This is a genomic window from Candidatus Kaiserbacteria bacterium, assembly GCA_016699245.1.
In the GTDB taxonomy this organism is placed as follows: Bacteria; Patescibacteriota; Minisyncoccia; order Phycocordibacterales; family UBA918; genus Damh-18.
Map to the genome: position 1 here is coordinate 546,470 of CP064968.1, position 24,856 is coordinate 571,325.

24 protein-coding genes are annotated in these 24,856 nt (G+C 45.3%); 4 read left to right on the forward strand and 20 right to left on the reverse strand.

What is annotated here, in order from left to right; genetic code table 11:
- Position 1: 1 nt before the first annotated feature.
- The 15 genes from IPH92_02650 to IPH92_02720 all read right to left on the reverse strand — a co-directional run bounded on the left by IPH92_02650 (position 2) and on the right by IPH92_02720 (position 15,703).
- Positions 2-3,382, reverse strand: a complete 3,381-nt coding sequence (locus IPH92_02650; protein ID QQR64447.1) for a DUF11 domain-containing protein — start codon at positions 3,380-3,382, stop codon at positions 2-4.
- Positions 3,363-3,872 carry a collagen-like protein gene (locus IPH92_02655; protein ID QQR64448.1) on the reverse strand — a complete coding sequence of 170 codons (510 nt, stop codon included), beginning with the start codon at positions 3,870-3,872 and terminating at the stop codon, positions 3,363-3,365. Before IPH92_02655 ends, IPH92_02650 begins: the two co-directional genes overlap by 20 nt.
- Positions 3,873-3,966: 94 nt before the next feature.
- Complete coding sequence (locus IPH92_02660; protein ID QQR64449.1) at positions 3,967-5,079, reverse strand: hypothetical protein; 1,113 nt, start codon at positions 5,077-5,079, stop codon at positions 3,967-3,969.
- Positions 5,080-5,825: 746 nt separating this feature from the next.
- Positions 5,826-6,230, reverse strand: coding sequence for a cupin domain-containing protein (locus tag IPH92_02665; protein QQR64450.1), 405 nt, complete (start codon positions 6,228-6,230; stop codon positions 5,826-5,828).
- Between the two features lie 10 nt (positions 6,231-6,240).
- On the reverse strand, positions 6,241-6,663 hold the full coding sequence (locus tag IPH92_02670) for an EamA family transporter (protein QQR64451.1): 423 nt from the start codon (positions 6,661-6,663) through the stop codon (positions 6,241-6,243).
- A 14-nt stretch (positions 6,664-6,677) separates the two neighbouring features.
- Positions 6,678-6,872, reverse strand: coding sequence for a hypothetical protein (locus tag IPH92_02675; protein ID QQR64452.1), 195 nt, complete (start codon positions 6,870-6,872; stop codon positions 6,678-6,680).
- 44 nt (positions 6,873-6,916) lie between these two features.
- Positions 6,917-7,663 (reverse strand): methyltransferase, encoded by a 747-nt coding sequence (locus IPH92_02680; GenBank protein QQR64453.1) that lies wholly within the window; start codon positions 7,661-7,663, stop codon positions 6,917-6,919.
- Positions 7,664-8,163: 500 nt separating this feature from the next.
- Positions 8,164-9,057: a M48 family metalloprotease gene (locus IPH92_02685; GenBank protein QQR64454.1), complete on the reverse strand. Its 894-nt coding sequence runs from the start codon at positions 9,055-9,057 to the stop codon at positions 8,164-8,166.
- A gap of 158 nt (positions 9,058-9,215) precedes the next feature.
- Positions 9,216-9,389: a hypothetical protein gene (locus IPH92_02690; protein QQR64455.1), complete on the reverse strand. Its 174-nt coding sequence runs from the start codon at positions 9,387-9,389 to the stop codon at positions 9,216-9,218.
- A 366-nt stretch (positions 9,390-9,755) separates the two neighbouring features.
- Positions 9,756-11,435, reverse strand: coding sequence for a DUF2207 domain-containing protein (locus tag IPH92_02695; protein ID QQR64456.1), 1,680 nt, complete (start codon positions 11,433-11,435; stop codon positions 9,756-9,758).
- Positions 11,436-11,525: 90 nt separating this feature from the next.
- Complete coding sequence (locus IPH92_02700; protein QQR64457.1) at positions 11,526-11,900, reverse strand: nucleoside triphosphate pyrophosphohydrolase; 375 nt, start codon at positions 11,898-11,900, stop codon at positions 11,526-11,528.
- 37 nt (positions 11,901-11,937) lie between these two features.
- On the reverse strand, positions 11,938-12,852 hold the full coding sequence (locus IPH92_02705; protein QQR64458.1) for a hypothetical protein: 915 nt from the start codon (positions 12,850-12,852) through the stop codon (positions 11,938-11,940).
- A gap of 2 nt (positions 12,853-12,854) precedes the next feature.
- Positions 12,855-13,439: a LemA family protein gene (locus tag IPH92_02710; protein QQR64459.1), complete on the reverse strand. Its 585-nt coding sequence runs from the start codon at positions 13,437-13,439 to the stop codon at positions 12,855-12,857.
- Positions 13,440-13,591: 152 nt separating this feature from the next.
- A complete protein-coding gene (gene groL, locus IPH92_02715) occupies positions 13,592-15,241 on the reverse strand; it encodes a chaperonin GroEL (GenBank protein QQR64460.1) in 1,650 nt (549 codons plus the stop codon).
- 150 nt (positions 15,242-15,391) lie between these two features.
- Positions 15,392-15,703, reverse strand: a complete 312-nt coding sequence (locus tag IPH92_02720; GenBank protein ID QQR64461.1) for a co-chaperone GroES — start codon at positions 15,701-15,703, stop codon at positions 15,392-15,394.
- A gap of 311 nt (positions 15,704-16,014) precedes the next feature.
- On the opposite strand from IPH92_02720, the gene secG reads away from it, so the two are divergent.
- The 3 genes from secG (at position 16,015) to IPH92_02735 (ending at position 20,147) form a co-directional block, all read left to right on the forward strand.
- Positions 16,015-16,245 (forward strand): preprotein translocase subunit SecG, encoded by a 231-nt coding sequence (gene secG / locus IPH92_02725; protein QQR64462.1) that lies wholly within the window; start codon positions 16,015-16,017, stop codon positions 16,243-16,245.
- 78 nt (positions 16,246-16,323) lie between these two features.
- Positions 16,324-18,063, forward strand: coding sequence for a peptide ABC transporter substrate-binding protein (locus IPH92_02730; protein ID QQR64463.1), 1,740 nt, complete (start codon positions 16,324-16,326; stop codon positions 18,061-18,063).
- A 29-nt stretch (positions 18,064-18,092) separates the two neighbouring features.
- Positions 18,093-20,147 carry a ribonuclease J gene (locus IPH92_02735; GenBank protein QQR64464.1) on the forward strand — a complete coding sequence of 685 codons (2,055 nt, stop codon included), beginning with the start codon at positions 18,093-18,095 and terminating at the stop codon, positions 20,145-20,147.
- A gap of 141 nt (positions 20,148-20,288) precedes the next feature.
- Here IPH92_02735 and IPH92_02740 read toward each other — a convergent pair whose 3' ends face one another.
- Both IPH92_02740 and IPH92_02745 read right to left on the reverse strand, forming a co-directional pair.
- A complete protein-coding gene (locus IPH92_02740) occupies positions 20,289-20,624 on the reverse strand; it encodes a type II toxin-antitoxin system PemK/MazF family toxin (protein ID QQR64465.1) in 336 nt (111 codons plus the stop codon).
- A 6-nt stretch (positions 20,625-20,630) separates the two neighbouring features.
- Positions 20,631-20,873, reverse strand: a complete 243-nt coding sequence (locus tag IPH92_02745) for a hypothetical protein (protein QQR64466.1) — start codon at positions 20,871-20,873, stop codon at positions 20,631-20,633.
- A gap of 127 nt (positions 20,874-21,000) precedes the next feature.
- Between IPH92_02745 and IPH92_02750 the strand changes: the two genes are divergently transcribed.
- Positions 21,001-22,218: an MFS transporter gene (locus IPH92_02750; GenBank protein QQR64467.1), complete on the forward strand. Its 1,218-nt coding sequence runs from the start codon at positions 21,001-21,003 to the stop codon at positions 22,216-22,218.
- 33 nt (positions 22,219-22,251) lie between these two features.
- On the opposite strand, the gene IPH92_02755 is transcribed toward IPH92_02750, so the two are convergent.
- Genes IPH92_02755 through IPH92_02765 form a run of 3 tightly spaced genes read right to left on the reverse strand, consistent with a single transcriptional unit; the run spans position 22,252 to position 24,775 of the window.
- Entirely contained in the window at positions 22,252-23,082 is an 831-nt protein-coding gene (locus IPH92_02755; GenBank protein ID QQR65445.1) for an A/G-specific adenine glycosylase, read from the reverse strand.
- Complete coding sequence (locus tag IPH92_02760; GenBank protein QQR64468.1) at positions 23,070-23,753, reverse strand: HAD family phosphatase; 684 nt, start codon at positions 23,751-23,753, stop codon at positions 23,070-23,072. Before IPH92_02760 ends, IPH92_02755 begins: the two co-directional genes overlap by 13 nt.
- A gap of 44 nt (positions 23,754-23,797) precedes the next feature.
- Positions 23,798-24,775: a CHAP domain-containing protein gene (locus IPH92_02765; protein QQR64469.1), complete on the reverse strand. Its 978-nt coding sequence runs from the start codon at positions 24,773-24,775 to the stop codon at positions 23,798-23,800.
- Positions 24,776-24,856 lie beyond the last annotated feature (81 nt).

The window sequence follows — 24,856 nt, forward strand, 5'->3', positions numbered from 1 at the left end:
CTTATCTGAAGAAACCAAAAACGTTCTTCACAAATCCGGCAACACCCCCCTGTTTTTGCTCTGCTGGCGCTTGTGCGGTTGGTTTCGGTTCAGGTGTTGGAGCAGGTGCTGGAGTCGGTGCTGGTGCTGGTGGTACGTACTTTGGCTTTGGCGCCACAGGAGCCGGTACCGGAGCGGTTATAGAAGCACCCGCAACGGCTGGGTTTGCGTTCGTTGGGAAAGCGAGTGTCAACTTCAAGATGGTAGATGGCACCGTGAATGTGTACTCTCGACTCGTGGTAACAAACGTATCACTTTGTGCGTGGATGCGGTACGCATACGTACGACCCGGTTGAAGATTCGTTATAATCATCACATGTTTTGGTCTCACGGTAGGGAACTTGAAACTTGCGTACGGATAGCCCATGTTGAGTGCACTTTGGTTATAGGGTGAGACTGCTTGTGCGACACCATAGAATACCTGGCTTAATGAAGGCTTTGACGTCTCCCATGTCGCAAGTGCTGAGACGGTTCCATTTGCTCCGGGGAAGTATGCAAGAACGGAAACGTTGCCGACTGCAAGATCAAGTCCTTTTACCTGTATGGTGTACACGGCATCTTTAATTTTCAGTGGAGCTTTCTTCGCCTCCTTCATGCCGTCCTTAAGGTATGCTTTTATACTTGCGGTATTGGTATACATGCCACTTGGCGTGTTTTCATTGTACTCAGTGGTATACGTGAGTTTAATCACTTCACCAGGGAGTATGGTATCAAGCACCCACGACTGCTCAGCCACAATTGACCCAATCGGATTTGTGAGCACATCAAATACCTCAACGTCATACGCATTGCCTCCCGTATTGGTAACCGTAATCTTGTAGTCAACACTTTCTCCTGCGTTTACAACATCCCCTTCATCAACGTTGACAGCATCTTTCTTAATAACGAGATGCGGTGCCTTACTTGGATCAATTGCTTTTACTTCTGCACGCTCAACTTTTGTTTTCTTTGGACCTCCGCTTTTACCACCGCTCGGTGAAGTTTGTGAAGGTGTTTGTGTAGTACTAGTATCAGTATTCCCTTCCTCACCACCTCCCACGGGGTCAGTGGTGCCCGTACCATCGTCGGTCGTTGTTCCGGTACCATTACCCGTCGTTGTGCCTGTACCATTCCCGGTAGTTGTTCCGGTACCAGTGCCACTACCTGTCGTTGTACTTGTTGTCGAACCCGTTCCTCCTCCGCCTGAACCAGCCGGTTGTGGTTTAAACGCGTCTTTACTCAGCATGAGCGAGTTGTCAGCGATGTTTTCATCACCTTTATCACTCGAGACAGCGGCATACGCAGTAACGGTAGTAGTGCCAAAAGGAATATCTGAGTTTACGATTGCGGTGAGGACACCTTGCTTACTCTGGCCCGGCTCTATACTACCCAAAGACTTGCTCTGTGTAGTTCCATTTGAGGTTGTACGCGCCGACTCGAGTACTTGATCAATCACCACGTTGGTTGCAGTCGTGTTGCTATGGTTTGTCACCGTGTATGTATAGGTAAGTGTGTCACCAATACCAAGCGATGCGTCTGAAGCGGAGACAGTACCGGTAAGCGCGATGTCAGTGGCTGCAAAAGAAACATTTCCTTCAAAATCTCCAAGAATGTTGATGACCGCAAACGTCCAGTTCGTACCGATGATGTTGGTGTTTGCAATGTTCATCACGTTTGCACTTGCAAAAGCGTTTCCGGTGTTGATGCTTCCAATCAATGCATCAATGTCGTTCTCCCCCGTGATGGCATTGATAGAAAGATTGTTTTCAAGCGCAACACGGTTGTTGTTATCAAAATTTGCGGTATATGCATCGAGGTCTTTCGTACTGAGAAATTCGGATGGAGTAATCTCAGCATCTGCATTGTATATAACAATTCCTTGCGGTGTCCATTCCCACAGGAGACCCTCAGGGAGACCAACGACATCTCCACTCCACACACCATGCACACGGATAAGCATGTACATTGAATCACCACCGTAGGTGTTTTCATTAATCTTATTGAGCACGTTCGATTCAGACTCTGCCCTTCCCGTGGTGATATTTGATGCAAAAGATGTTGTTGACTCATTCAGTCCCGTTTCAGCATAAGCATCGATATTATTATCCACCACGGCATCATTCAGGTTGTTCACACGCACATTGAAGTCTTCATATTTCCCCTGTCGGCTTTCTTCAGAAACAGCTATGCCGTTTGCGCGTCCAAAAAATGCGTCAAAAAGTTCTCCTGTGGGGAGCACGAGGTCACCCTCGAGGTCGCCAATAGCGTTATAGGTAAAAAGTCTATAGTTGGAGTCAATGATGTTGCTGTTAACGACGTTGATGACGTTTGCTGCCGCGTAGGCGTCACCCGTGGTAATCTCTGCGCTTGAAATTCCCACTGCTTCATTGTAACCAGTCACTGCTTCCACAACGGCGTTGTTGGTGATGGTTGCATTATTCATCTGCGATACGTTGTACACAACATCTTCAGCAATACATGAAAGCAATGAACAGGTGTTTGAAAGTGCCTCTTCCTGTGCTGGATCGGGGAAAAATGAACTCGTGAGGTCGAGTGATTGACCTTCATCGAGGATTTTGTTCGCGAGATAAATAAAGCCATTCGAGTTGATGACGTTGGTATTGACCACGTTTGCGATATTAAACGCTGCAATCGAATCTCCCGTGTTCACTTCCGCAGTACTTCGTCCTCGAGCATAGTTGTCACCAGAGGTGGAGCGAGTTAAACCATCGTTCGTTATAATTGCGTCATTGGTGCCTGTGGCAACAAAGGTATAGATATCAAAATCATTTGGAACAGGACCGATGAGTTCACTGCGAATATCGTTTGAGTTTGCGTCAGTGGAAAGCTCTCCCTGTGCAGTCGCGATTCCCGTCTCAATAAGCGCAAAAGTCTCTCTTTGTGTTATATCACCCGTAGTTTCTTCTTCTTGAGGAACACCAACATCCCCAAGTAGTCCGTCGGAAATAATGTCAACAGGCGTTATTTCATCATCGGGCGTTGCCCCTGCGGTCGCATCAGCTCCGTCTTGACCTTGCGGTGTCGTTTCAGGGGTTTCTTCTGATGGTGATTCTACTGCAACTGGTGATGCTTCAGATGATGGGGTGTTTTCTGTAATCACCGGGTCAGGAATTATTTCTGGAGGTGTCGTTTCGGTATCAGGTACTCCTCCTGCTGTGCCGTCATTCCCTTCTTGTCCATCTACACCTTGGGATGGAATCTCTATAGTAGTGGGTTCTACAGGTGGTAGCGTGTCCTCAGCAAAAACAGCGAGCGGAATGAGCGACGAGAGTATTGAGACGATAATTATCGTCGCCAAAAAGCGATTTAATTTCTCCGCTACTTTAAAATAGTATGCTGACATAGGTAATTAACATTAACTGCAATGAAAAAAGTGCCTCCGAAAACTTCGAAAATACACTTTGAGATGCATCTTCACTCGTCGTATTTTGGAAGTTTTCAAGAACCAAAGTTTCGGTAGTCGTGGTTGTGTGTGTTGCAAAAACAAAAGACGAGTCAGCGGGTGAAGATTGAGTTTTTTGAATATCTAAAACTGGTACTTCATCCACAGTAGATTCGATGATACTTGAAGCATGGTTTATATTGTTTTTGGTAACAATACTGCCTGATGTTCCTGGTGCACCATCTGTCCCAGGTTTTCCATCTTCACCATCTTGGCCACTTTGGCCATCTTCACCATCTTGACCCCTTTGGTGTATCCCGCCAGTGTTCTCACTTGTATACACGACGTTTGTAATGAGGTGTGCATCATCTGCACATACACGTTCTGTCGCAACTGTACTAAAAACAGCCACAATTGCAAGCACGACAAATATTTGTTTGTAATTTCTCACTGATTGCATCATCCCTCTATAAAGTCAGAATACATTTCCGACTTTACGAGAGGGCCCCTTTGTGAAAAGGGGTTCTCCTCTCAGTCAGTCACAATTATTGACGAACAACTCGAGTAGTGTTTCGGTTTACAATGTTTGTAACCGTACTCCATGAGTCAGCCTTTCCAGTGCGAACAGCTCCGCCGTTACCTCCAGCGTCGCCATTACCACCTGAGCCTCCTACACCAGTGTTTCCACCAGCTGCTCCAGCTCCACTAGTACCGCCGTTACCAGCAGCTCCGGTGTTTCCACCGTTGCCACCTGTTCCGCCGTTACCAGCAAGTTGTGTTCCATCAACTTCATGTGGTGCTTGTGAGGTAGCGTCTCCGCCATTGCCTCCTTCTGCACCATCACCAGCTGAACCTGAAGTTCCGCCCTGTGAGTTATTTTGACTTGATCCACCGTCTCCAGCGCCACATTCGCAGTCGTTACTGCCGCCGTTTCCGCCGTCATTACCGTTGCCTCCTTCTCCGCCTTCTGAATCATTGTTACCTGAATCAGAAGTTGCTACGCCCATATTGAGAAGAGCAACTTGGTTGAGGTCAGTTACGATTGCTGCAGTTTCATCAAGATCAGATTCGCTTCCATCGCGGATTACTTCTGTATCGCTGTTGTTTACATCGTTAGCGATGTCTGAAGTTGAGATAGCGTCACCCGATGTGATGTCGCCACCGTTTCCTCCAACTGCTCCATCACCACCGTGTCCACCAGCTCCTGTTGAGCCACCTGCTCCACCGTTTCCAGAGTTACCTCCGTTTCCAGCAGCTCCTGAAGTGCCTCCAGTTCCGCCATTTCCACCCTGTCCGCCCATTTGAAGAGCGTCAACACCGTCAACGTCTCCGTTCGCATCTCCTCCGTTACCTGCGTTTCCAGCATCTCCAGCTGATCCAGTGTTTCCACCGTCTCCGTTGTTTATGCTTGATCCGCCAGTTCCCGCATTGTCGCCTCCGTTACCACCTTCTCCACCACGTCCACCTCGAGCTCCTCGTGAAGAGTTTCCTCCGGTGTTTGATGAAGCGATTGAAACGTTAGCGATCATTGCTGAATTAGCATTTGTTACCATAACAAGATCGTTTTCGTACGCTTGTGCTGGCGCAATAGCCACAAGTCCAAGAGCGAGTGCTGCAAGAGAGATTGCTGCTGTTGATTTATACATTACTGATGTCATAACTATATTTATTTAACGTTAAATAATTTAATAAGAAATTTACTCCCTCTCCCATTCAGAGAGAAAAGAGACGCTCCTTGTTTCGACCATGGTCGGGTATGTAGCACATACCCATATGATGAAATCTGTCGTGCAGACATCATCGTATGGATACACGAAGTGTCACGAACACAAATAACTCCTTTGCTGAGAACAACAAAAAAATCGGTTACTTTTAAAGTAAGTTTTCCATTGGTAAGCGCTATAAACGCGATGTGGAAACTGCATAGTAAATAGTACCTTGCTTAGTATGGTTCCCACGCCAGACCAGATTTTGGTGTCTATATTTTATGCTTCTTTTTGATATCGTCAATTTTTTACACATTCCAGAACGATAAAGAAACTACGTCAATCTTTCCACTATGCACAGAGTACCGAATATTTCATACTCTGATAATTACTTATTGCTATACTAGTTATACGAAACAAAAATAAGCCCTCTGATGAACCGACATTCTGTGGGAACAATCTCCTTATAACGGGAGATTGGTAGAAGTCGGTTCATCAGAAGGCTTATTACGCGTCTGGATAAAGCAATATAGGCGAAAAAACGCAGAAGTCAAGGAATAAAGAACCACCCCACTTCAGAGGAGTGGGGTCAGGGGTTCTTTGCTCGCAGAGGATTCGGCTCCGCCGAAGCGCTATATATGTCCATGCATCCACGGGGCACAGCCTCGTATCATTCTGGACGAACGAGTAGAAATATTTTATTTTTCTGTTGTTGTGCCTTCAAAGTCTTCTTCATGACTCTCCGCATACTCCTTTGTAGGATGTATGGTGCCATCCATATGGTGGGGTGGCGTGTAGATGGTGTACATCGTTAGAGGATTTTCGGAAGAAATATTGATGATATTGTGCTTGGCGCCCTTGGGCACAATGACACAATCTCCATCACTCACGTGATGCTCGGTTTCATTAACCACCACTTTTCCCTCACCTGACTCAAAGCGAAAAAATTGATCATTCTCGTGATGGGTCTCCATACCAATCTCTTCCAGAGGAGCGAGTGTCATAAGGACCAACTGAAGCGACTCTGCTGTATAGAGTACGCGCCGAAAATCTGTGTTTTCTTCGGTGAGTCTTTCGATGTGTGCATGATATCCTTTTTTCATATTATAAAAACTATTTAATAAAGACGGTCACGAGCACGCCTGCGGTCACCAAGGTACCGCCAAGCACATTACCCAGTGTAGGCTTTTCTGCGAGAAACACAAACGCGAGAATAATCGTAAGTGCAATGGAGATTTTATCAATAGGAGCCACGCGGGATACCTCACCGAGTTGCAGGGCTTTGTAATAAAAAAGCCATGAAGCGCCGGTCGCGAGTGCAGAGAGAAAAATGAAAATATATGAGTACTTTGATATTTTAAACACATCAGACCAGTTACCTTGGATGAGCACAATGCCCCACGCAAACACCACAATGACGACGGTGCGGAGTGCAACAGCGAGATTGCTATCAACACCCTTGATACCAATTTTCCCAAAGATGGCGACAAGTGATGCAAAAAATGCCGAAAGTACTGCGTATATTGCCCAATTCATATTTTCTTATTATTTTATATCGGATACATACCTCCCAGAGTACTCATGAGGATGGGGAGAGTAATGACTGCAATAATAATCGGCAATACAATAGTAACCACGGTAATAATAACCATCGTGAGCAGATACTTGCGACTCTTTTCGACTGATGCATACACGGCATCTATTTTATCTTCGAGACGCGCCAACTCTGTTTCATTTGATTCCATAGCAAAATGGTATCACACTTATGAAGCAATGTTTGAAACAAAAGTTATTTTCTTAAAATCACATTTGGAGTGTCTCCATAGGGGTCAGACCAAAATTCGAGTGAGGACCACGGAGTACCCGCGACCATGTCACGAATTGCATCATTATGATCTATGTCCGCTTCCATGTAGAGCGTCCCTCCCGGATTAAGATAATTCCAGGCTTCGCGAATGAGGATTCGCTGAAACTCGTGCCCATCATCGTGTGCAAAAAATGCAAGGTGTGGCTCATAGTCTCTCATTTCTGCATCAAGTTCAGGAAGTGCGCTATGGGGTATGTATGGCGGAATTGCAAAGAGTGCATCGTAGGTACCCGTAAGTCCTTCAAGTGCTGATGCGGTAATAACGCGCGCACGACTCTCTTCGATATTATTCTTTTTAAGATTGAGTTCTATCTGTGCCTTAAGTGCAGGATCAAGTTCACAGATATCGACAGTTGCGTTCGGAAGATTCGTGAGAAGTGCAAGCCCCACATTCCCTGCTCCAGAAAAAGTGTCTGCGAGGCGCAGTGTGCCTTCTTTTTGTCTTAATTCTTCGATGGCCCTTTGTATCCAAAAGGCGCTCTCCGGACGAGGAATCATGGGATGAAATGAAAGGTCGATGTGTGCACCGAGGAAGTCGACATACCCGAGCACGTACTCATATGGCTCACCTTTCTCAAGGCGCAGACAATCAGATTCGTACGCAGGTGATGACACGCCCCCATACTTCTCATGGAATAATTTTTGTTTTTGTACTTCGAGGTATGTCATAAAAATAGAAGAGTGTCACGTAGTGACACTCTCTGGAGGGTTTCGGTTTATGACCTGAACACAATAACAAATCACCGTTCTCCAATCCTTGCCGTGTTTTTAAGCGAGGCCTGCATTACGCATGATGCGTCTCCTTATATCCCCACACGAGTCTGTGTGTACGTGTACTGTATCAAATCTAAGGGTACGATTCAAGAAAGGTCACTCCATTTCCAAGAGCCTATCCAATGACCCCAGATACGAGGCATCGAGGACTGAAAACGTGAGGCGTGAGAATGTGCACAAAGCACATTCGCAAGACTCATTGAGGGCTTTTGTGAATGAAATGAAACAAAAGACCCAATGAGTGGACAGTTCCTGTAAGGAATTTAATGTACGTTTTGAAGGACTCATTCGTCGCAGTTTCTTCCGTGGGGAAGAAACTGCGACAGACTCGGAACGTATTGTCGCTACGCTCTGTACGTTCCGGCCACGAAGTAGGTGGGGTTAGTGGGTAGGCTCTAGGGCATTTCACGAAGAATCTTAATCCGATCCTCTGCGGGTGGGTGTGTCTGAAAAAGGCCTCCAATTTTTTGACCCATAGTCTTTTCACCACTTCCATAAGGGTCTGAGATGAAGAGATGCGCTGTCGCATGACTCACGCGCTCCATCGGCCTACCGTAACTCGAGATCTTCTCCAGTGCTGATGCAAGCCCTTCAGGGTACCGTGTGAGAAGCGCCCCCGATGCGTCGGCAAGATACTCACGCTTCCGAGAAATTGCGAGTTTTATAAGTTGCGCTGCAATAGGGACAAGAATGATGCCTGCGATACCAATAATAAGAAAGATAGGGCTCTTTTGTCTGTCTCCGCCACCTCCATGAATGAGCGCACGAGAAAGAAAGTCTGCGAGCATTGCAAGGAAACCAGCAAGTACCACCGCAACCGTCATTACGAGCATATCTCTGTTCCCCACATGCGAGAGTTCATGTGCCATCACTCCCTCAAGTTCCGTCCTACTCAACATCGAAAGGAGGCCGGTAGTCGCTGCAACCACCGCATGTTCGGGGTCGCGCCCCGTAGCAAACGCATTGGGTGCTGGGTCGTCTACCACAAACACTTTTGGCATCGGAAGCCCTGCGGTAATAGAGAGATTTTCAACCACATTAAAGAGATCAGGAAATTCAGCATGTGTCGCTTCCCTGGCGCCCGTCATGCTAAGTACTATCTTATCTGAAAACCAGTAGCTCCCCACGTTCATGAGAAGTGCGAAAATAATTGCGATGTAGAGAAATGCAGACGAGCCCATATACCAACTCACCGCGTACCCTACTGCAATGACAAGCACAAGAAACACCGTCATCAACATCCATGTCTTACGTAGGTTTTCACCTTGATGTGTATACAGTGTTGCCATAAAAAATGAATTACATGTCCAATACAAATACTGATGGACACTTCTATAGTACCGAAGAAATGGGTGCACGTAAATATTGCTCAAGATAATACTCTTGTGCTACAAGGCAAAAAAAGGTCGCCTCGTGAGCGACCGGACCCTTGTGGGACTAGATGGAGCTAGTTGTTACCAAGAACTGCTACACCAGCAGATTCTTTACTCGTTTTTACTCCTATTTCGGCGCGTATACGCAACGCTTCGAAGGAAATTTGGCGATTTGTAATTTTTGCATCATCCGACATGAAATCGAATTCTGTTTGAACTGGCACTCTCTCAAGTTCTTCTGTACTCATGTTTCACTCCTGTAAAATGGAACCATAAGTTTACTCCTTGTCATTCAGGGAGTCAAAAAATATCTGCCAGAGAAAAAATATAGGGGCTCTGCCTTTGGCGATTTTGGGGGGGGGGGGGTATAGTGTTTTTTTGGGGTGGGGTGGGGTTTCCCCCTTCTTGGGGGGGGGGGGGGGAGGGGGGGAAAAAAAAGGGCTCTGCCCGTTATTTTTCGGTTCTCTTACAGAGACTGTTCAGGTTGTATGACAAAATCCTTCAGAAAATTTCTGAAGGATTTTGTCGACAACCTCTTGCGCGACCAAATTTTCAGGGAGTGTAACGACCATGAAAATTGAAGTACTCCTGTGGTGAAAGCGCCCCGCGCTTTCTCACCAACTCCCTCCACCGCCTCCGCCGCTTCCACCTCCTGAAGAGCCGCCGCCGCTTGAGGCACTTGAGCCGGAGGCGCTGGCGAAGGCGGTGGAAAAACCTCCAAGACTCTGCGTAAGCGCTACAGAATTAAAAGTACCTACACTATTTCCCCCGTCATACCATGAAGGGTTCGGGATAGTGATTTTCTCAAAAGTCTTTGCCCACTCTTTTTCTACACCAAAGGCAATCGCATACGGCAAATACTCCATGAATTGATCTGCATTGATACCGGGTGCATTATGGAAAATAAATCTCTGTGAGTCAGTAACACGAAGAAAATCTTTAAATCCTTTAAGGTGGTCAAGTGCTTCATATCCTTTTTTAGTGCGTCTTCCGTCAATAAGCACAACAAACACAATGAGCATGAAAACCGCAGTAGCAATAAATAAGTCACGGGAAATCAACGAAGCGAGTACACACGACACAATTCCCGTCACTGCCCATATCCTGCCACCCATAGAAACAAAACTGAATCCGGTATAAAAACCCTGTGCTTTCATGTCTTTACGTAACCCCTCGGTCATACTGCGAATAATACCTCTATTACGCGTCTGCACAGAAATGTTATTTTTCAAATCACTCAAGGTAACTATAGTTCCAACTTCTGCTCCATCACCAAAGATGAGTGCAAGGAGTTCTGATTCAAAATTATGAAGAACTGCATCGGCATCAGTCTTCGGTTGAGTACGGGTAAATGCAAAATCATCGACTTCAAAGAAAAAGAGGACTTTTGATTCAGTTTTTTTGATAGTCAAATAGCCCTGCTCTGCGAGATATACAATACCTGCGGTTATATCGCGTGGGTCGAGAATCTTATCAAAGAGGTACCCTGCGTACATCGGCTTTACTCCTGGATATGGCTCATACTGGGGTATGATCGGTGCGTCTGTTTTTTCCTTCGTTTTATATCGATAGAGTCCGATTCCAAAACCACATGCGACAACCCCTACAAAAGCAAGTATTTTCCACAATATGCCATACCGTTCTCGTACATCTATAGGAAGATTCGCACGATTGAGTGCTTGTGCGACCGTTATCCCTTCCCCAGGAAAAAGATTCCGTGCAGTAAAGATAGGTTCGCCGTCAACGCTTGTACGCATTTCACATGAAGAGTCATCGCCCGTCACTCCACGGTAACATGCACGCTCGCGCAAGAGGAGTCCCTCGGTACCTCGGATATATACCTCTACCAAATCTATGGGTACTTCCCAATCATTTCCGGTTGCGTTCCAATACAGTTCAGCACCACCATACTCAAGATATGACAGTCCTCCACTCACTACATAGTGTATTGTGTACACATGTTTACCATCGATAGTTGTATCAGGATCTCCAATGCGTACACAGGTATTTTTTCCATCTCGTTCACGTGTATATGGTACATCTGTTCCATCCATCGATACCGATTCAAAGGTGACGTCTATGTATCGTTCTTGTAATAGTGACGCTGGTTGCTCTGCGTGAAGTGTAGGGACACAGCGATATATGCCGTGCTTCTCATCGGGAAAATTATACGTAATATGCTCGGTCACCCACACATCGGCGTTTTGCTGTACTTCAATATCTACCACAAAAGACTCAATGCGTTCTAACGACTGCGCATGAAGGAGTATCGGTATTACGCATACAAAAAGCATACCCGCAAGAACTGCGAATATGCTCTTTATTACTTTTGGTGCACACGTATATAACATTTCGTATATGCACTACATCATTTCACTTATCCCCTAATCGTCAAACCCCCCACGTCCTTGGTCGTGTGAACTATAGTCAGTATCTGAAGACCATGAGAGATAGAGTCTTTCCTCATACCCTCCCTTCTCCTCAATACTTTTTTCAACTGCACCATCGAGTTCTGCATCAGTAATGCTATACTCTTTTTTTACCGCATCAATCGTAATGAGTAGGTCGGCGAGTTCTTTAAGGAGACTCGAGCGACCAGAATGATTGGAGACGCCACTTGCTTCTTCATACACTTTTCTGACAATTTCGCGCTGATATTCCTCATGGTCTACTTCACGGACGTCACACTCAAAACCTTTCCCTATAATAATTTCAGGCACCTTATCGCGACAGAGTTTGTTGTAATAAATCTTCTCCATATTTATATTTTAGTTATATGATTTATTAATTTGCTCATTATACTCCTTGTCCTGGCTGAGGAATAGGTGCTGGCACGCTTTTACGCCCAAGCATACTTTCGAGCAATTCTTGATTAAAGTTTTGGGGAACTATGTGTTCAGACGCATATACATACAAAAGTGTACGTAAAACGCTTTCCAAAACTGCACTCAAAAGACTTGCGAAGATAATTGCAAAAATCAGTACTCCTCCCCCCATAAGCATTATAACAGGTGATATTTTTACAATGAAAGCGAATCCTATGAATGCAAAAATGATAACCACGAAGAATACAAAGAACATGAGGCCAAGAGAAAAATTCGCAATTAATGTCTCCCCCCACGTGCGCTTAAACACACTGCCTGAGTGACCTATCGCACCAAAGGCAGACTTTTTATCAATCACAATTGCAGGTACCACAAAGTAGGTGAGTACCGACCACATCGCACCCATCACCGCTACCAGTATTTTTACCAAAAGTTGTGAACGTTCGGCGATGGTGCGTAAAAGTATTCCCACAGTACTTGTAATACATGCCCAGACAAGAAGTGCTGATGCGTGTGATGCAGCAACTTTAATGCCATCTCCCAGTGTTGCATCACCACCGTGGATACGAGTGTACACAATATGTGTAATGACTGCCTGCGAAAACGCGAGCACAAATGCACTCATCACATAAAAAGCAAAGAGTGCCACGTATTCAGGTGTTGAAAGCTGCACAGTATCTCCACCCTCAACAAACACCCCTGCCGGAATACATACAGCAACAACCGCGACTCCTAAAATAAAGAGTTGCGCGATGAGTGCAATAACGGGCACAAAGAGCATTTCCTTGTCTGCCCAAAAGAATCGAAAGGTTTCGGTAAAGAGTAATCTGCTTGCACGAAAACGACCAATTTTCTGGCCATTAAGGACTATCGGTGTTTGTGACATATCTAGAAACTAACTTTTACCGGCTCTTTTTCTACACTTCCCTCTTCGAGTTCAAAGAATGACTCACCCTTAAATCCAAACATGTTACCAATGACATTTGAAGGAAACGACTGCAGCGCAATCGAAAGATCGCGTACATTGCCGTTGTAGAAACGACGAGCGGCCTGAATCTTGTTTTCAGTATCACTGAGTTCACGCTGAAGCTCGAGAAAGTTTGTATTTGCCTTGAGGTCTGGGTATGCCTCTGCTACTGCAAGGAGTTTCCCGAGAGCCTGTCCGAGTCCTGCCTCTGCGCCTGCCATTGCTGCAAGTGTTTCAGGAGTAATGTTGCTTGGATCCACGTGCACCTTTGTGGCTTCTGCACGTGCATTGGTCACCGCGTCAAACGTCTCGCGTTCATGAGACGCGTATCCCTTTACCGTTTCGACGAGGTTTGGAATAAGGTCATATCGACGCTTCAATTGCACATCAATATCTGCCCACGCTTCCTTGGTCCGCTGAATGAGTTTTATAAAGTTGTTGTACGCAACAATAGCCCAAAAGACTATCACTCCAACAACCGCTAAAATAATATATGTAGGTGTCATAAAAATTAAAATATTCCTTATAATCAAAGGTACATATAGTATATCACCGCAGAATAGGAATAAAAGCGTCAATATGCAGAAAACCAGCGCGACCAAAGGTCGCGCTGGTTTTATTTTCTATTCCCTATTATCTTTTTTCTATCTTCTATCCTTTAGTACATTCCGCCTCCTCCCATGCCTCCCATGCCCATATCAGGCATTGCGGGCTTTTCTGGCTCGGGGGCATCGGCGATAGCCACTTCTGACGTAAGGAGAATCGCAACGGCGGATACCGCGTGCTGGACCCCTGCACGTCCTACTTTCACCGGGTCGATGATACCTGCCTTTATCATGTCGTCTACCATCTCTGCCTTCGCAGCATCGTAGCCGGCATTTCCTCCTGCGTCCTTCACCTTTTGTACAATAACTGCCCCATCATCCTTCCCTACATTGTCTGCAAGTTGCTTGAGTGGTTCTTCAAGTGCCTTAAGTACAATGCGGTAGCCGATGAGCTCGTCACGGCCGAGTGTCTTATCAACACGGCCTTCAACGATTCCTGCAACGCGTGAGAGTGACGTACCGCCTCCTGGCACAATCCCTTCTTCAATCGCTGCCTTGGTAGCATTTACTGCATCTTCAATCTTGAGTTTGAGATACTTCATCTCTGTCTCAGTCGCAGCACCTACCTTGATAACTGCTACACCACCCGAAAGTTTTGCAATACGTTCCTCAAGTTTTTCCTTATCAAATTTCGAATCAGTCTGAGCGAGTTGTGCGCGAAGAGTTTCAACACGAGCAGTAATTGCTTCCTTCTTACCCTGCCCACCCACAATCACGGTCTTGTCTTTTGTTGCTACTACACGGTCTGCTTTTCCAAGTTGGCTTAGTTCGGCCTTCTCAAGTGAAAGTCCTACTTCCTCAGAAATTACCTGCCCACCGGTCATCACCGCAATATCATTCAGTATTTCTTTCTTTCGATCGCCGTACCCTGGTGCCTTTACCGCAAGAACAGAGAATCCGCCACGAAGTTTGTTCACCACAAATGTGGCAAGCGCTTCACCGTCTACATCATCAGCAATAATAACGAGTTCCTTCTTCCCTGTTTGCGCAACTTGTTCGAGGAGTGGAAGGATATCCTTTGCAGAACTCACTTTCTTGTCGGTAATAAGCACGAGTGCATTCTTGTACTCAGCTTCCATGCGCTCGGTGTTGGTAATCATGTATGGAGACACGTAGCCACGGTCAAACTCCATACCCTCGGTAAATTCTGTTTCGATTCCAAATGACTGTGACTCTTCTACGGTCACCACACCATCTTTCCCCACTTTCTCGATAGTCTCAGCAATCTTTGCACCAATTTCCTCGCTCTCTGCAGAGATGGTTGCTACTTGCTTGATTTCCTCGGTTGTAGAAATCTGTTTTGCCATTTCGCGAAGTGCCTTCACGACATCTACAGACGCCATCTCCATACCACGGCGTACTCCCATAGCATTCACACCCATAGTGGTGTGCTTGAGTCCTTCCGTGAGGAGTGCTTGTGTGAGGATAGTCGCGGTAGTGGTACCGTCTCCTGCAAGTTCATTGGTTTTATTTGCTACTTCTTTCACAATCTCAGCACCCATGTTCTCAAACTTATCTTTGAGTGTGATTTCCTTTGCGATTGATACGCCGTCGTTCGTAATCGTTGGGCTACCGTAGCCTTTATCAATGATTGCATTCCGTCCACGGGGACCGAGTGTTACTTTCACGGCGTTTGCTACCGTATCAACACCTTTCTTGAGTCGCTTTTTTACATCTTCTCCATAGATTACTTCTTTTGCCATGCTTAGATTCTGTTATGAGCGTAAGCGAATTAGAGAATCTTAGCCGTCTCAAAATCCTATTCCTAATGGATTTTGTGACGCACCAGCTCCAACGCTTAGCTTGTTAAGGTTTGTAAAAGATCCTTCTCAATTAAAATTACTAATTTCGAATCATTGGATAATCCCCAAAATACTTGAAGCCGATACAATATAGAGTTCTTCTCCTCCCATCTTCACCTCATCAAATCCGTATTTCGAGAAAATAATCCTATCACCTACCTTTACATCCATAGGAATTCGTTTTTCGCCATCTTCGTCCCATTTACCCGCTCCCACTGCAACGACAATTCCCTGTTCTGGCTTCTCTTTGCTTACCGTATCAGGAATAATAATACCTGATGCTGATTTTGTGCCCGCTTCTTCATCGGTGAGGCGTCTGACGACCACACGGTCTAGAAGTGGCTTTATAGTATTTGAACTCATATACAAATATTTTTTCCTTAATGCTTTTAATGTCTACTGCGGGGGTATTATACGAGCGACTCAACGTAGTGTCCAGAGATTGTGTTTTTACGTCATTAAAAAGACATTTTTAATGTGACAAAAATAAAAAAGGGCCCGTGATGCGTGTTGCATCCGGTGCCCTTTGTGAACGCATTTCATACGTAAAGAAGTCATACCGTAGATGCTTTATATTAAGTACTACACATGTATATACTCCAAATGGCTTATAATAAAGATATTCCTCACTGAACTTTGATTATTTGAGAGTCTGTGATACTATCTTCACTATCATGGAAATAGTCCGTACCATACTGCCGTACGCACAAATTATTCTCTCCATCATTCTCATTGCAGCAATTTTGCTTCAACAGCGAGGATCAAGCATGGGTGGCGCCTTCGGAGGAGACAATTTTAGTGCGACGTACCATACACGACGAGGAGCAGAACTCTTCTTATATCGCTTGTCTATAGTACTTGCTATCTTGTTTGTAGCATCTACTTTCCTGAGTTTTATCATCTAATATCAGTACACGGTTTTTGTGTATACACCTTCTTTAGTGTGCTCCTCACAAAGCACATAGCCATACTTGGCCTCTCGTATGTCCTTACGTAATTCTTTTTCTCAAAAAAAGCACTCACTCATTGATGCATATTTTGCAAAGATGCACGCACTCCGTGCGAGCGACGCATTCTTTCTCAAATTAGCGCTTTTCATTACAGCGTTCTGTGGACTCATCCTTCTTGCACAAGCAAGTCTTCGAGAAACTGTGCAAATCCCCGCATTTGGTGGAACTTTCAGTGAGGGAATCATTGGTACGCCACGTTTTGTTAACCCAGTACTAGCAGTCACGCGTGCCGACCGTGACCTTTCGACACTTATCTATGACGGTCTTATGCGCCTCGGTGTTGATGGCACACTCGTCCCAAGTATCGCCGAATCAGTAACCATCTCTGAAGATGGTCTCACGTATAGTATTGTCGTAAAGCAAAACATCTACTTTCATGATGGAACGCCCCTTACCGCACGCGATGTTGTATTTACCGCTTCGCGCATTCAGGACCCTGCACTCAACAGTCCGCTTAGCGGTAATTTTGATGGCGTCGTCGTTGAGGAAATAGGTGAATATGAACTTAACTTTATACTCCCAGAAGCATACGGGCCTTTCACTGAAAATCTTACCTTTGGTATTATCCCCGAACATATATGGAAAGAAGCTGGTACTGATGAATTTCCTTTTAGCCAATACAATAGTGAACCAATCGGCTCAGGTCCGTACCAAATCAAAACCATTGCACGGAACACCTCGGGTATTCCCGTCTCATACACACTCACCGCCAACAAAGGTTTCCACATCACGGCACCAAAAATTGAAACATTAGAGTTTTACTTTTATCCCACAGAAGACCAGTTACGAGATGCTTTCACAAAAGGCATTATCGAGAGTGTTGTAGGGATTGACCCAGCGTACATCGATCAATTTGGTCTTGCCCCACTGACACACCACCTTGAGCGCATTCCACTCCCCCGTACGTTTGCACTCTTTATCAATCAGAATAAATCCCTTGCACTCCGCGATCCTGCGGCACGAGAAGCACTAAATGTTGCCGTAGACCGTACGACACTCATCGAGAGCACGTTAGGTGGATATGGGAATGCACTCACGTCACCAGTCCCTCCGGGATTTACTCAGGTCACAAGTGCAACTGCCACTCTCCCGAGTGTCGACACTGCGCGTGAAATACTTCGAAACGGTGGGTGGAAGATGAATGATGAAACACAACACTGGGAAAAGACTATCGGTGGAGAAGTAGTCCCTCTTATCTTTAGTATCTCAACAGCAAACAATGGCACTTTTGAAGCAACCGCAGAATATTTACGAAATGTCTGGACGAGTCTGGGTGCAGAAGTAACGGTAAAACAGTTTGAACAGTCCGACCTTACCCAAGCAGTGATTCGTCCACGCGACTATGAGACACTCCTCTTTGGGACTCAGTTGGGACGCTCGCTCGATTACTACTCATTCTGGCACTCATCCCAGCGTACCAATCCCGGTCTCAACGTGGCACTCTACGCCAACATCACCACTGACTCAATCCTTTCAGAGATGCGCAGAAGTGCCGACCACACTGGCCGCGATGCAGCAATTCAGAAATTCATCGAAGAACTCAATACCGAAACGCCTGCAATCTTTCTCTACGCACCAGAACTCTTATACATTGTTCCAAATAAAATTACCGGAGCGACATTTACAGGAGTGAGTGAACCATACGAGCGATTTAGCACCATATATGATTGGTACATTCAGACCGAATCCATTTGGCCATTTTTCAAAAAATAATTACACACATAAATTAATAACACTATAGTATGGAACCAACACAAAATAGACCACTAGGAGGAGAGCCTCGAAAGCGGCGCACCGCACATTTTTCTCACACAAAACAACGTCCTTTGATTCGTGTATCACGCCACACCGGCACTACTTCTCCTTCAGGAGCACCACGGGTAGCGGCACCGGGAGCAACTGCACATGCAGCCACAGGAGATGCTCGAGGAGGACAGCACAGCCGCCGCGGCGGTAATCGGAAGCCCACAGATCGCCAAAATAACGGCGGACGCACCCAAGGTAACGGAAAGCCAGTGCGCCACGAGCGTGTACGCAAGGGACGTCAAATGACGAGTCCAGCACTCAATCAGCGTATGGCGATTCACGATCCAAAAGTAATTCCTGTACCTCCTCTTACCGACCCCGACATTGTGCGCATTGTCCCTCTCGGCGGTGTCGAAGAAGTGGGAAAGAACATGATTGCAGTGGAAACTGTCGACGATATTCTTATCTTCGATGCAGGATTCCAGTTTGTGTCATCTGAAAATGATGCTCCGGGAGTCAATTACATTCTTCCCAACACACAGTATCTCGAACAAAATAAACACAAAATCAAAGGACTCATCATTACGCACGGTCACCTCGACCACATCGGTGGTATTCCTTTCCTTATTGAGCGTATTGGCAATCCACCAATATACACCCGCTACCTCACCTCCCTTATGATTTTGAAGCGTCAGGAGGAATTTCCACATCTTCCCAAAGTAACCATGAACGTGGTGGAACTTAATCAGCGAATCAAGATTGGCAACACGTACATCAAACCATTCCCCGTGACACACTCAATTCCCGACTCAATGGGCATCTCTGTTGAAACAAAACACGGTAACGTGGTGATTTCGGGAGACCTCAAACTCGATCACGATGGTACTGATCCATCACCAAAAGAAAAAGAAACGTGGGGTGGCCTCGGTAAGGATAAGAACATTCTTTTCATAGGAGACTCCACCAACGCAGAGCGCGATGGTTTCTCCATTCCTGAGTTGCGTGTTCATACCAACATCGAACAAATTATTCGAAACGTGCGTGGACGACTTATTGTCGGCACCTTTGCGTCCCAGTTTGAGCGCATGATTCGCATCATTATGATTTGTGAGGAACTCGGGAAGAAAATAGTCCTTGAGGGTCGCTCTATCAAGACAAACCTCGAAATTGCTGAACTCGCTGGCCTCATGAAAGTACAAAAAGACACCATCATTCCTATTCAAGATATTGGTAACTACCCTTCCGATCGTATTGTGGTACTCGCTACCGGTGCACAGGGTGAGGAGTTTGCCGCACTCATGCGTATTGCAACCCAACGTCATAAGTTTATTACCCTCAATGACCGTGACACCATTATGCTTTCATCATCGGTTATTCCGGGCAACGAACTGTCTGTACAGACACTGAAAGACAATCTGTACCGTCGCGGTGTGCACATTATTCACTACCGTGCATCAGATGTGCACTCGACTGGTCACGGAAACTCCGGTGAACTCGTGTGGATTCGTGAACAAGTAAAACCAACATTCGTAATGCCTGCATACGGCTACCACTCAATGCTTCGTTGTCATGCATACGCCAATATAGAAGCAGGCTTCCCCCGCGAGAATATCATTCTCGCCGACAATGGCTCCGTGATTGAAATCAAAAATGGTACTGAGATGGTCATACGAAAGGAAAAGGCCCCATCAGAAATTATGATGGTGGATGGCTTCACGGTAGGTACGAGGCAAGAGGTCGTGATTCGCGATCGCCAATCGCTTTCTGAAGATGGTATGTTTGTCATCATTGCTACCATCAACACCAAGACGGGTACACTTCGTAAGTCACCTGATATTATTTCCCGCGGATTTGTGTACCTTCGTGAAAACCAACAATTGCTTTCAGAAGCCCGTGTCCTCATCAAGAAAACTGTTGAACGGAATACAGAAAAAGCAAATCCAATCGACCTTGATTTTGTAAAAGATGAAATTACACAAGTGGTATCTGGCTTCCTTCTTCAGAAAACAAATAAAACCCCAATGGTGATTCCAGTTCTTATCGGCATATAACTTAAGATGGCTTGCCCCGTACGAAACTCTGCTTTGTACTGGGGTTATCCCTGTACTCATTGGTATTTAGTTACGTCGCTTTTGATGACACCAAAAAACTGGGCTTAATACCCAGTTTTTCGTGCTAAACAGAGTCACCCACTATACAATGAAATCGTTAATTGCAGTGGTGAGTTTTTTATACAATACATTCTCAAGTACACCGACTATACCGAGAGACATTTTTGTATCGAGGGTTGCAATTTTTGTGTATCGAATATATGACACCGCCTTGAGTCGATTCTGCGGTGTTGGTTTTATTTCTATATTGAGTTCACTTTTTGGCTTCATGGTTGTGACAAAGACAACGGTCATGTCATTTTGGTCATGTCCAATAACAATACATGGTCGTAATTTATTTTGCGAAAGGTCAGTAAATGGAAATGGGATGAGATGTATTTCACCTTTCACTGGTTGAATAGTTTTTTTTGAATGCATATGAAACTACCGAAGAATATCTGCAATCGAATAGAGGTCTGGTTCATCATCTAAGAAATCGAAACTTGCGGAATTTGCATTCACGTTCGTGATATCGCTCACTTCCTTGCGATAGTGGGATGGGAATTTGATAAGTATCGCTTCAGGAACATTTCGACGCCCAATCACAAATACACCATCACGCTCCTTGAGCGCTTCTATAATTTGCGGAAGTGTGTTTCGTGCTTTGCTTGTTGATATCACATTCATACCTGTATGATATCAACAATCACTATTTTGTGCAAATTGTACAAAATCAAAAATATTGATAAAAATAAAGGGCTGAACTACTCTGAAAACACCCTGTTTCCGAGATACGCTGTGATAAAATAGGCACATGCCCACACCAGTAACTCCTGAATATCGCTTTGCATCGCGACACAAAGCAGAGTTTGCGCACTATACTGCGCTCTTGCTTCTTTGCTTACACTGGGCGTTTGTGCTCTACATCAACTCTTCATACCTCGAACAACTTGCATCTCATCGCATCATCGACATTCTCTATGTTGTGGGAGCAATCGTAACGATTGGAAGCTTTTTCTACGCCTCTCATATACTTACGCGATTTGGTAATATTTTTCTCATTAAGGTACTTACGTTTATTGAGTTTTGTGCGCTTGTTGGTATGGGTCTCACGGTGAATCCATATATTGGACTTTCTCTCTTTGTAGTGCACCAGGCCGTTGTGCCCATTTTGCTCTTTAACCTCGATATCATTATGGAGGTGATTATTGGTGACAAAGAGGAATCCACTGGCAGGCAACGGGGCATTCTACTCACTATCATGAGCCTTACCACCGCACTTGCGCCCCTCGCACTCGGTAGGCTCACGAGCGCTGCGCACCACGTGAGTGCGAATGCATCAGAGTTTGTCCTCGTCTACCTTCTGAGTGCCTTTTTCCTTGTTCCCTTTATTTTTGTCGTGCTTAAATATTTCAAAACATTTAAAGATCCTGTGTATCCACACTTCAGATTCAGAGAAGGACTTCTTGAATTTTGGCAGTATAAAGATATTCGCAACGTATTTTTTGCCCACTTTCTACTGCAATTTTTCTTTACGTGGATGGTTATCTACACCCCTCTCTATCTCACGAATGTCATTGGACTTTCTTGGGATGAAGTTGGCTCCATACTTTTTGTGGGACTCATGGCGTACGTGTTTCTCGAGTACGCCATCGGTAAGGTTGCCGACACATACATTGGTGAAAAAGAAATGATGGCTTTTGGATTTGCGGTCATTGCGATGGCAACAGCGTCATTTGTATTTCTTGATAACTCATCTATTCCTCTATGGATGACCGCGATGTTCCTTACCCGTGTCGGCGCAAGTTTTATTGAAGTGACTACCGAGAGTTACTTTTTTAAACATACCGCAGGAAAGGATACGAATGTCATAAGTCTCTTTCGTATCACGCGCCCCCTCTCATACGTCGTCGGCCCTGTATTGGGCGTTCTCACGCTACACTTCTTCTCATTTAGTTTCCTTTTTGTGATACTCGGAACCCTCATGATCCCTGGCCTTTTCTTTGCCATGGCGCTCAAAGACACCAAATAATAAAAGTGTTTAATAATGTCACACAGTCCTCCGTTACTCAGGTAACGCAAATTGTTTTTTGCAAAGCACGATAAGTCCTTCACTCAGAAGTTTTTCACATTGTGCGTCGATGCGATCAATCTCATATGGGAGTGCCTTGTGCATCTCTATGCGTGAGTAATTTTGAGTAGCCAGTAGACGGAGGATTGCACCACGGATTTGCCTATCAGAGTTTTTAAAAGTGGATTGCTTTGTGTAGTGGCGACTACGGCTATTTTGATTTCCTATGGTCTTCTTAAGAAATGCACCATAGTCCATGAGAGCGTAGTACCATTCACGAGGATTCTCTATGTCGAGTGTACGTGCGACGTACTTTTGAATATCAGTATCACATACATCGGTATCATCATGAAAAAAGTGATGAATAAATACCGTGCGAATATTAGTCTCAATGATTGGTACACTTTCCTGAAAAGCAAATGCCATTACTGCACCTGCGGTGTAGTGCCCGATGCCGGGGAGCTTCATGAGTTCATTCTGCGTGCTGGGGAGTCGCCCCTTGTATTCCTGTACAACAGACTGTGCACACTGATGAAGCATTTTCGCCCGACGATTGTATCCGAGCCCCTGCCACTCACGGAGTACGTCACCAAGAGATGCTTTCGCAAGCACTTGAAGTGAGGGGAACCTTTTAATAAAAGCAGTATACTTGGGCAATACCCTATCCACTTGCGTTTGTTGAAGCATTATTTCTGAAACGAGTATACGATACGCATTTTTTGTTTTGCGCCACGGAAGGCTATGCCTTCCGTGGCGCTCATAATATTTCCACACTTCTTCCACAAATTTCTCTTCCTTTCTCGTCACAGTACCTATAGGGTGTATATTACATCTTTGCGTTCCACGATTACTTGCCACCCCTTCTTCTGCGCGTGGCGGTAGAGCGTTTGATTCGGATTAAAGCAGATAGGTTTTGCCACTGACTCAAGGAGTGGAATATCACTCTCGGTATCTCCGACACCAATAGAATCTTCAAGGGTAAGTCCCTCTTTCTCAAGTACCCGCTCTATTACTTTTGCTTTGTTTGCAATAAAATCTACATCATTCACCACTCCCGTAAAAAGATCGCGGGGGCCTAATTCATAGATCCTCCCATACACTTTATCAAAACCATACGCAGCACAAAACTCGTCGAGGATAGTCTTTGGTGATTGCGAAATTGCCACAACAAAGTATCCCTGTGCGCGGAGCGTCTGGATTAAATCTCGTGTATAGCGATACGTCTGTTTCCCTTGCGTGGTGACCACGCTTCGTCCCACATCCGCAAAATCGCCATAATAGACACCACGAATATGCTCCATAAAAGCCTCCACCACCGCAGTAACATACGCCTCATACGAGCCCTCGCGATTTTGCCATGCGTGATACTCGCGCGCATACGCCTTTTGTGTGTCTTTTGGAAACACACCTGCCTTAATACACCCCTCCACAACCTCAATAAAAAGACTCGAACGAAATACGGTCCCATCAATATCAAAAAAAGCGACTTTTTGCATATAGTATGTAGTGTATCAAAATTACGACTTCACGCATCCTGTCTTTATAACACCGTCATAAAAACGGGATGTAACTCTTTCCATTCTTCTTTCGTGAGCACACGTTCATTATAAATTCCCCCATCAGGAAAATTTGCTTCAGAAATAGTAATGGTATGGTCTGGAAACACTGCCTCCACATACGCCACATGTCCCATTTCAGAAGAAAGCATATACTCCATCACGGCACCGACTTTAGGCATTACACCAATATGAATCTGTCGTGAGCCACGCAATATGGTATGCCACACACCAGGTACACGAGGGCGAATTTCTGGCCACACAATGTGTCTTCCCTTACGCCAAAGCCGATAGAGCACATATTCTCCTGACTGGAGCGCAAACTCTGAGCGCGCGATACCAAAAACATCCCTGAGAATTGCCCGTGTATGCGCGGTATTGGGATGGTCAACACCATTCTCCTCTCCAATAACAAAAACGGGATACACGCGAAGTGCTCTATCAGCAATATCTTCTTTGAGTACCCATCCCTCAATCGTATTCCACATTATGTGATAAAAGCGCCCGCGTGGCTCGAGCACAATCACCATTTCACCAAAAGATACTTCCCCTATCTGACCATCGAATTCAATGGTTGGATTTTTAAATATCGGAACGCGGACACTTCTCACATACATCACGGTATTCTTTTGAATACGCACACCTTCATCTATTGTCTGTACCTCTGTGTGTGCGACAGCTTTTTTAAGCGCGGTGACCACAGGAGAATCCTGATATACTTCGGACACTACCTCCCTTCCTGCGAGCATGCGTTTTGGATATGCATACAGTACATCCTTCATTGTCTTAAAGGTTGACGTAACTTTCTCGTGCATGGTTACCGCATCGCTCAGCACCGTATCTTTTTGTGTTTCCACTTTGGTCCGAGGTGCGTATGTTTCAAGCACACTATTCACCACACGGAGACTTAAACGCATCATCCATGCATACACCGTATCTATCGTTGCAACCATAATCTGCATAATACCTATACTATAGCACTTTAGAGAAAAAGGAGCCTATTGACGAGAATGTATTAGGTCAGCAAAGTTGTCTCTTTGAAT